Origin of the sequence: Marisediminicola senii, assembly GCF_011057645.1 — a bacterium.
In the GTDB taxonomy this organism is placed as follows: domain Bacteria; phylum Actinomycetota; class Actinomycetes; order Actinomycetales; family Microbacteriaceae; genus Marisediminicola; species Marisediminicola senii.
Map to the genome: position 1 here is coordinate 1 of NZ_JAALGE010000074.1, position 9477 is coordinate 9477.

Annotated in this window: 8 protein-coding genes; 4 read left to right on the forward strand and 4 right to left on the reverse strand. The window is 63.8% G+C overall.

The window, feature by feature from the left end:
• Window positions 1–578 precede the first annotated feature (578 nt).
• The 4 genes from G5S38_RS14760 to G5S38_RS14775 all read right to left on the reverse strand — a co-directional run bounded on the left by G5S38_RS14760 (window position 579) and on the right by G5S38_RS14775 (window position 5305).
• Complete coding sequence (locus tag G5S38_RS14760) at window positions 579–2621, reverse strand: heavy metal translocating P-type ATPase (protein WP_407943855.1); 2043 nt, start codon at window positions 2619–2621, stop codon at window positions 579–581.
• Between the two features lie 142 nt (window positions 2622–2763).
• A complete protein-coding gene (locus G5S38_RS14765) occupies window positions 2764–3774 on the reverse strand; it encodes a TAXI family TRAP transporter solute-binding subunit (RefSeq protein WP_165070246.1) in 1011 nt (336 codons plus the stop codon).
• Between the two features lie 51 nt (window positions 3775–3825).
• Window positions 3826–4746, reverse strand: coding sequence for an NmrA family NAD(P)-binding protein (locus G5S38_RS14770; RefSeq protein WP_165070248.1), 921 nt, complete (start codon window positions 4744–4746; stop codon window positions 3826–3828).
• Window positions 4747–4756: 10 nt separating this feature from the next.
• Window positions 4757–5305, reverse strand: a complete 549-nt coding sequence (locus G5S38_RS14775) for a MarR family winged helix-turn-helix transcriptional regulator (protein WP_235929110.1) — start codon at window positions 5303–5305, stop codon at window positions 4757–4759.
• A 121-nt stretch (window positions 5306–5426) separates the two neighbouring features.
• Between G5S38_RS14775 and G5S38_RS14780 the strand changes: the two genes are divergently transcribed.
• The 4 genes from G5S38_RS14780 to G5S38_RS14795 all read left to right on the forward strand — a co-directional run bounded on the left by G5S38_RS14780 (window position 5427) and on the right by G5S38_RS14795 (window position 9409).
• A complete protein-coding gene (locus G5S38_RS14780) occupies window positions 5427–6911 on the forward strand; it encodes an MFS transporter (protein WP_165070252.1) in 1485 nt (494 codons plus the stop codon).
• 26 nt (window positions 6912–6937) lie between these two features.
• Window positions 6938–8125: an epoxide hydrolase family protein gene (locus tag G5S38_RS14785; RefSeq protein ID WP_165070254.1), complete on the forward strand. Its 1188-nt coding sequence runs from the start codon at window positions 6938–6940 to the stop codon at window positions 8123–8125.
• A gap of 251 nt (window positions 8126–8376) precedes the next feature.
• Window positions 8377–8973, forward strand: coding sequence for a recombinase family protein (locus G5S38_RS14790; RefSeq protein WP_165070257.1), 597 nt, complete (start codon window positions 8377–8379; stop codon window positions 8971–8973).
• 7 nt (window positions 8974–8980) lie between these two features.
• Entirely contained in the window at window positions 8981–9409 is a 429-nt protein-coding gene (locus tag G5S38_RS14795) for a helix-turn-helix domain-containing protein (RefSeq protein WP_235929111.1), read from the forward strand.
• Window positions 9410–9477: the final 68 nt, after the last annotated feature.

Below are 9477 nucleotides of genomic sequence, written 5' to 3' on the forward strand. Positions count from 1 at the left end.
GCGGTCATCGTGATGATGCCTTTCGAGTCGAGGTAAGAGACTTCTCGAAGGATCACACGGTGACCGCGTCCACGTCTTCACGACGAGCCGGGCCACCGCGGCTACACCACTATGCGGGACTCAACTATGGCATCGTTATTCAGGCCAGCCGTGTCTACCAATTTCCTACCCCGCATCGCCGATCAAATAGAGGCAGCGCCCGCCACCCACTTGCGCCTTCCGTCATAACTCGATCACAACAAGGCTCCTGTTCAAGGATGCCGTCTCGGTGCCAGACCTAGTCACTCAATTTCACGCTATCCAAACCCTCATCCAAGAGTCACAACACAATTTGCCTTCGTTTTTGCCCTGTCCTGCCGTGGTTTCTTTACTTCCCAACCTCAGTCACAGTGTTGGTGTGTGGGTGAGGTTGGGAAGCGCGCTTGCCGCGGAGACCACGGCAGGACAGGGCTGGGCACCCCGTGCCCATACGTTCGCCTATTCGCCCACGATGCATAGGTGAACGAATACCCAGTGTTGCCGCTCGCGATGGGTTCACTTGTTCCTCGCCTGCGCCGGCTCCAACCCTGCCTGGCCGATCACCCGCCGGTGACGCGTGCAGGTTGCAGATCGAGTCGCCGTAGCAACTGGGCGTTGAGGGCAACCACGATCGTGGAGACAGACATGAGCAGCGCACCGATCTCCATGGGCAGGATGAACCCGATCGGGGCTAGTACTCCGGCTGCGAGGGGAACCGAAATGAGGTTGTAGCCTCCGGCCCACCAGAGGTTCTGCTTCATTTTTCGGTAGCTCTTGCGGGATAGTTCAATGACGGAGAGCACTGAGCGGGGGTCGGAGCTGGCGAGGATGACGCCGGCCGAGGCGATGGCGACATCCGTTCCGGCACCAATCGCGATGCCGACGTCGGCCTGGGCGAGGGCGGGGGCATCATTGACGCCGTCGCCGACCATCGCGACCTTTCGACCCTCTTTCTGTAGTTCCGCGACTTTCGCCGACTTGTCTTCGGGGTGCACTCCCGCGAAGACGCGATCGATGCCCAGTTCGTCGGCAACCGAATGGGCAACCGCTTCGGCGTCACCGGTGATCATGACCACCTGGATATCCATCGCGTGCAGGGCGTCGACGGCTTGGCGGGATTCTGGACGTATTTCGTCGGCGAGGCCTATGGCGCCGACCACGTCGCCGTCGGAGAGCACGTGAAGGATGATGGCGCCGTCGGCCTTCCACGCTTCGGTGTCTGAGAGCGGTTGGAGGTTGCTTGCGCGAAGCATTGCCGGCCCGCCGACGGCGATCCGACGCCCATCGACGCGAGCGGTGACGCCGATGGCAGTGGACGCCTGGAAGTCGGTTGCTCTGTCGACAGACAGTTGGCGAACCTTCGCTGCCTGCACGATGGCTTTGGCCAACGGGTGCTCGCTATCGCCCTCTGCTGCTGCGGCCCACGCGAGTATGTCGTCGTCCGTGTGCGCAGCGGTAGCAAGAATGTGACTGACGGACGGCTCACCTTTGGTGAGGGTGCCGGTCTTGTCGAACAGCACCGACGTGACGGTGCGCATGCTTTCGAGGGCGAGGCGGTCCTTCACGAGCACTCCCGCCTTGGCGGCGCGCTCGGTGGAGATCGCAACGACGAGCGGAATGGCGAGACCGAGGGCGTGCGGGCAGGCAATGACCAGCACAGTGATGGTGCGGATGATGGCATCATTCGGGCTGCCGACGAGGGTCCATACGATGGCGGTGATCACTGCGGCTCCGAGCGCGAACCAGAACAGCCAGCCGGCTGCGGTGTCGGCAATGCGCTGGGCAGGGGAGCTGGAGTTTTGCGCCTCGGTGACGAGGCGCTGGATGCCGGCGAGGGCGGTGTCGTCGCCGATCGCGGTGATGCGCACGCGAATGGCGGTGTCGGTTGCGACGGTGCCGGCGACAACCGATGCGCCGGGCCCGCGGCTTACCGGGCGGGATTCTCCGGTAATCATGGATTCGTCGACGTCGGCCGTTCCTTCGGTGACGGTGCCATCGGCGGGAACGCGGCTGCCCGGTCGGACGATGACGATGTCACCGACGGCGAGGTCTGCGGGGGCAACGGTGACGATGGTATCGCCGTCGATTCGTTCTGCTTCGTCTGGCAGCAGGGCGGCGAGCGATTCCAGTGCGCTGGAGGTCTGGGCAAGGGAGCGCATCTCGATCCAGTGCCCGAGGAGCATGATGACGATCAGCAGGGCGAGCTCCCACCAGAAGTCGAGTTCCGTGTCGAGCCATCCGATACTCGCTCCCCACGATGCGACGAACGCGACGGTAATCGCGAGCGCGATGAGGAGCATCATGCCGGGCTTGCGCAACTTCAGTTCCGATACCGCGCCGACCAGGAACGGCCGGCCGCCCCAGAAATACATCACGGTGCCGAGGATCGGGGAGACCCACGCGATGGCGGCGGCATCGGGCAACCGGTAGCCGAGTAGGGCAGAGAACATTCCGCTGAACCCGATCACGGGAAGGGCCATGACGAGCATGATCCAGAAGAGCCGACGGAATTGAGCTACGTGATCGGAATGTCCGCCGTGGCCCGAGTGACCGTCGTGACCGCCCGCTTGCGGGTGGTCAGCGGGCATTGGGTGTTCGCTCATCGCTTCATGGTCGATCGCCTCGTGGCTGTGACTTTTGTCGTTCCATGGCGGCGTTTTGTTATCGCTGGGTGGCGGGGCCGACCGCATTGGCAGCTAGCTGGATAGAACGCGCAAGCCGCCCGGATATTGCATGCAGTGCGTGTTACGGCTTTACGGGGTACCCGATCTCCTGCCAATACGCGCGAGCGGCGGGATGCAGGGGGACGTCGAACGGGCTCGCCGGAGAGTCGGTCGTCATCTGTTCGAGAGGCAGGGGTGGCTGATTCTCGGGTCCGATCTGCCACACGATTCGATCTTTGGCCCGTTCGAGACCCGCGCAGAACTGACGAACGAGTTTATCGCTTGCGTCTATGCGGCAGTAGATCGGCCAGCCGCTGTAGTCAAGGGTCTGGATGTCGCCGGGCAGGGTGGGGTACGTGGCCTTGTCGAGAATGCCGCGACGGAAGCCGAGGGCAATGAGTGTGGCGAGGTGGTCGTCGTCGATGGGGAGGATGCTGGCGCCGGCGGCAATGACATCATTGGCCCAGATGATCGTGCCTTCTTCGAAGATGGCGTCGATTTCACCGTTCTCGAGGCGTCCGATTCGGGTGGGGTGGTTGGGCATTGGCTGGTCGTAGAACACCGTCCCGCCCCACGCGACGATGTCGGCGAGGCTGAACCCGTAGGTGCTGAGGACCACGTCGATGGACATGGCCGTGACGACATCGAGTGAACCGCGAACCGACACCCGAAGGGGATACTTCGCTTCGGCGATATCGGCCAGGCTTTCGAACCCGAGTCGGTTGGCGACGGCGAAAGCGAGCTGGTCGTAGTGCGGAATGACAGCGATGGTCGCCAGGTCCAGCGGGGATGGGAAGGGGCCGGTACCGAGTCGTGCCATGTTGAGCATGACGACCGGATTCAACGTGGCAATGTCGAGGCGCCCGTCGGCGACATCCACGATGCCATCAGGGTCGTTGACGCCGAGGAAGGAAACAGCGGCGTCTTCCGGGTTCTCGGGGTTCGACATGGACACCGAGACGGCCTTGTGGGTCCAGGTGTCGCTAATCATCATCTCTCGGGCGACGTCGAGCATCAGCATGGAGCGAAGGTTCATCGGGTCGATGGCGGGCTTGCCCCAGCTTCTCTTGTCAGGCATGACCGTTTCTTTCATCGTTGTTCGCGGTGATCGTGTTCCACGGGGGTGGGATCGTCGAGGGGGCGATTACGCCGTTGTCGATTCCCTCTGCTGAGTGAGGTGCTCCTGGAGGACGTCACGGACCGTGGTCCAGGTGTGGGCGCCGTAGCGGTCGTTGTCGAGATGGCGCAACTGCGCTTGGCCGCTGAACATGCTGACGAAGTACTGCATCCCTTGCCAGGCGGGGAACGTCTCGTCGGGGTTCTTGGACAGGCGTTTGCCGACCTTGCTCATCGCGGACAGGGTCCCGGTGGTGCCGGCCCACTGCAGCTTGAACGGCGTCCCGGTGAGCTCCGTCATCGTTCGGGCGATGTCCCGAGCCGTCACCTGCGCGCCGGCGATCTCGATGACACGGGGTGCGTTGTCGTCAAGGGCCGCGAGAGCGGTGACGCGGGCGACGTCGTCTTTGGTCGTGAAGTCGAGGATCTGGTCGGCGGAGGACCAGAAGAGAACCCGCCGACGGCCGAAAAGGATCATCGGCGCCTCGTCGGTGAGCAGGTCGGTGAACATCCCATTGAGGATCGAGGTCGCTTGGATGGGGGCTGCGTCGACGTCGGCTGCGAACTCGCGTCGGATCTCGAAGTTGCGGTTCGTACCAGGGGCGATCGGGCGGTAATCGGCGGAAAAGTCCGACGGGATAAACCGGGGTACTCCTGCGGCGACGGCCGCCTTTAGAAGGGCGCGCTGCGCGTCGACGATCACGGGCCGGATACCGCTGACGGCCGACACGACCACGTCGACGCGCGTTGCGGCAGCGGTCAAGGCGGTGTGGTCGGAGTACGCGGCACTCACGACCTCGATCCGGTCGTTGCCTGCGAAGAGTGCGGTGGTCGTCGCGCTGCCGGGCCGGGTGAGGACCCGGAGGTGGACATCGTGCTGGAGGAGTTCGCGGACGATGCGTTGGCCGAGGTCACCGGTGGCGCCGGCGACGAGGATGCTGCTGGTCATGACGGGTATCTCATTCTTTTGAGGTCGAAGGGAGCGACCGGCGGGATCGTTCCGGGGACGCGAGAGGGTATTCGTGGGTTGCCCGGGCGTCGGCGATGCACGATTCGACGGCACCGGCACCAAGGGCGACCTTGGCCAACAGGCGGCGCAGCTGTTCTTGCTCGTCGGGGCTCAGATCTCGCATGAGGACCCCCTCGACGTCGCGGAGTGCGACGCGTGCGGATGCCAGCAGACTCCTGCCCGCATCGGTGGGGTGCACCTGACGGATGCGACGGTCGGTCGGGTCCGGGCGACGCTCCACATGTCCGCCTGCCTCGAGGGCGTCGATCACGTATGTCATCTGGGTCTTGTCGATTCCGAGACGGTGAGCGAGAGCCAACTGCGAGGAGGGTTCCTCGGTCGTGATCGACACCAGGACCTGGTATCCCCGCGGTCCTCCCGGGACCTCGGCAACCGCCACCGTGGCCGACCGTGAGAAACCTTGGTACATCACCGGCAGCGCCCAGCCGAGTTCGGTCTCGATCCCGGCGGCGCCCCAATCGATTTCGGGCAGCGACACGGGTGCACCGACAGTCGAAAAAGAGTTCATGCCAATATCGTAACCTAAATAGATCGTCTTTTGCTAAGATGATCCCAGAGGTTGACGAATTGCGTCGGGCCAACACGCGACAGGAGACACGATGAACACGGCAAAACTTGAGTCGGGACGGGGCTCCCAAATCCGAGAACGACCTCATTCCAGTAAGTGGTGGGTTCTGGCGGTGTTGTCCCTGGCGCAGCTGATCGTGGTGCTGGACTCGACGATCGTGAACATCGCGCTTCCCCGAGCGCAAGAAGCCCTCGGCTTCAGTTCCGCCGACCGTCAGTGGGTTGTCAGCGCGTACGCCCTGAGCTTCGGGGGCCTGCTGCTTCTCGGCGGCCGGATCTCCGACAGGTGGGGGCAGAAGCGGACATTGGTGATCGGGCTCATTGGCTTCGCTTCCGCCTCGTTCGTCGGCGGGGCTGCATCATCTTTGGCAATGCTCGTCGCCGCACGGGCAGCGCAGGGAGTTTTCGGAGCGGTGCTCGCCCCGGCAGCGCTCTCTCTGCTGACCATCGTCTTCCGTGAGCCGGCCGACCGGACCCGTGCGTTCGGCGTCTTCGGCTCCGTCTCCGGCGCCGGCGCGGCCGTTGGACTTCTGCTTGGCGGCGCTCTGACGGAGTACTGGAGCTGGGCGTGGTGCCTCTGGGTCAATGTGCCACTGGCCGCGATCGCCGTCGTTGGCGCCGTGATCTTGGTTCCCAAAACAACCGGAAGCAGCCATGTTGTTCTCGACATTCCTGGAGCCGTGGCTGTCGTCGCGGGAACAGTGCTTCTTGTTCTCGGATTCACCCAAGCGGAAACGTCCGGTTGGGCGGCAGGCTCGACCATCGCGCTGCTTGCGTCCGGCATCGTCTCGCTCGGAGTGTTTATCCTCATCCAGCGTCGAGGCACCCATCCGCTGCTGCCTCTCCGCGTGGTCATGAACCGCTACCGCGGCGGCTCCCTGCTCGGGGTCTCCCTCTCGGCCATCGGCATGTTCTCGGTATTTCTTTTCCTCACCTTCTACCTGCAGGACACTAAGGGCTTTACTCCGCTGGTCACCGGGCTGGCGTTCCTGCCCATGATCCTTGGCATCACCGTCATGTCGATTGCCGTGGCCCCGCCGTTGCTGCGCCGGTTCGGGCCTCGAGTCCCGATCGCTGCCGGCTCTCTCCTCGGCGGCGCCGGTCTTCTCTGGCTGTCATCCCTCAGCCCGGAAAGCAGCTACGCGACGACCGTTCTTCCCGCTCTCGTCGTTCTCGGCATCGGCATGGGTTTGATCTTCGGTGCCGGGTTCAACTCCGCCACCGCCGGAGTCCACCTAGAAGACGCGGGTGTCGCCTCCGCCCTGGCCAACGCCGGCCAGCAGATCTTCGGCGCTCTCGGAGCCGCGTCCCTCAGCACCATCGCCCTTCAAGCATCCACATCCGCAGGAAACCTCGGCCGGGCGGCCGCCGCTGTCGCCGGCTACGACCGCGCATTTCTGGTCGCCGCGATGGTCTTCTTCGTCGCAACGATCGCCACAGCAGTGCTGATCCCGAAAAACGCACCCGTCGATCCCAATGCCACATCCGACAGCCCCGCTGTCCCAGTCCACTTCTGAACCGACCCCAAACGAAAGACAACAGAATGAACCGCACTGATACCGCCGCCATCATCCCCTTCACCCTCGACATCCCCCAGGCAGATCTCGATGACCTCCGCCAGCGCCTTCTGAACACCCGATGGCCCGACCAGGAGACCGTCGGCGACACTTCCCAAGGCCCCAAGCTCGAGAAGATCAAAGCGCTCGTCGAACACTGGGCCACCAGTTACGACTGGCGGAAGACCGAGGCGCTGCTGAACAGCTGGGGCCAGTACATGACGAACATCGATGGCCTCGACATCCACTTCCTCGACATCCGCTCCACCGTGCCCGGAGCGCGGCCACTGCTGCTCACCCACGGATGGCCAGGCTCCGTCCTCGAATTTCGGCACGCGATCAGCGCCCTCACGGACCCGGAGGCCCACGGCGGCACGGCTACCGACGCGTTCCACCTCGTCATCCCCAGCCTCCCCGGGTTTGGGTTCTCCGGAAAACCCACCGAGACCGGCTGGAACCTCAAGCGCACCGCCAAAGCGTGGACTGTCCTCATGGAGCGCCTCGGATACACCACCTGGTTCGCCCAGGGAGGCGACCTCGGCGCCTCCGTCACCTCCGAACTCGCCGCCCTCGAATCCGCCTCGAACATCGGGCTCGCCGGGATCCACCTCAACATGGCGTTGTTCATGCCCACCGACGACGAAGCCCGCAACGCAACGCCCGAGGAACAGGCGATGATGCAAGAAAGCGGCTACTACTGGCAGGTCCTCTCGGCATATTCGCAAGAAATGTCGACCCGGCCACAGACCATCGGTTACTCCCTCACCGATTCACCCGTCGGCCTGGCGTCCTGGATCTACGCCATGTTCCAAGACGTCGGCGGATCCCATGACGAGCACGGTGACGCCGAGAAGCTATTCACCCTCGACGAGATGATCGACGACATCATGCTCTACTGGCTTCCCAATACCGCAGCCTCGGCTGCTCGCATGTACTGGGAGTCCAACAAGACGGGCTGGGCCAACCCCGGCACCATCCAGGAACCCCTCACGGTGCCCGTCGGGCTCAGCATCATGCCTGGCGAGTACGTCCGCCGATCCCGCCGCTGGGCCGAGAAGCGTTACACGAACCTCGTCCACTTCAACGAGGTCGGCCGCGGCGGGCACTTCGCGGTTCTCGAACAACCCGATCTGCTCGTGGCTGACATTCGAACCACGTTCGGCCAAATTCGATAGGCAACTGACGCGACTGGCGTCCCTCTCATCGAATTAGATGGGGCGCCAGTAGTGGCGACGGTCGCTCGGGCCGCGGCCACCCCTGATTTAGCTGCCTCAGAAAAGTAAAGCTTTCCGAGGCACGCGAAACCTGCTCCGAGCTTCCCTGGGAAGTGGCGGATTTCCGGGGCGCCGTTTGCCTTGGAAACATGTCTTATCGTCAAGTGTCTTTCGCACGCGACCTCTAGCAGTTTCTGAGGCACAATGGCCAGGTGAGACATCTCGGGTACACACGGGTCAGTACGAGAAGCCAAGACGCGAAGTTGCAGGTCGACGCCTTGGTTAAATCGGGCGTGCAGGAGCGTGACATATTTGCCGATGTCACCTCGGGTAGTCGGACCGCGATCACACGTCCCGGGATAAAGAAACTCCTCGACTACGCCAAGCCCGGCGATACCGTCGTCGTCTGGAGGGTCGATCGACTCGGACGGTCCCTGATCGATGTGCTGAACACGGTGAAGCTCCTCTGGGAGCGGGATGTCCAGGTGAAGAGCATCTCGGATGGCATCGACCCGTCGACGACGTCGGGCCGGCTGATGTTGAACATGCTCGCGACGTTGGCTGAGTATGAGCGCGAGCTGATCACGGAACGAGTGAATGCCGGGATCACGGCTGCTCGGCAAGGCGGCACCAGGTTCGGCCGGCCCCTGTCAGATCCCGTCGTGGTCGCAGACAAGCTCAAGCTCGTCACCGAAGCCAGGGCAAAGGGCCGGACTGCGGAAGACGCCGCGAAACTCGTCGGCTGGAGCCGGGCCACCCTTTACCGTCACCAGCAGGCCTTCGCGGCCCGCGAGAGCACCACCGTGTAAGTGGCTCATGGACGCGACGGAGCGGTGGCGTGTTCTTCGGCTTCACGTCGAAGACCAGATCCCGCTCGCGGTTCTGGCCCGGGAGACCGGGATCGCTGCTCGAACGTTGCAACGGTGGAACCAGCTCTATCGGGTAGGCGGTGTCTCGGGCCTTGATCCTCATCCCCGGGCAGATAGGGGTGTCCGCCGAACGGCGCCGGAGACGGTGGCGTTCATCGAGCGGTTGGCGCTGACCCGGCCGCGGCCCGCTCTGGCGACTCTGCACCGCCTCGCCGTCGCCGATGCGCAGAGGCAAGAACTGCCGGCCCCGAGCTATGCGACCGTTCGGCAGATTGTTGGCGCGCTTGATCCGGCCCTGGTCACCCTGGCGCTCGAGGGAGGTCAAGTCCCCGGTGGTGGTGTAGCGGTGTCCTTCGGTTTGGGGGTTAGGCGCTGAGTCCGAGGGCGGGTTCGGTGGTCACCTCGGTTCCGGTGTCGGGGACGAGGGTGAGGCGGGATCTGGCG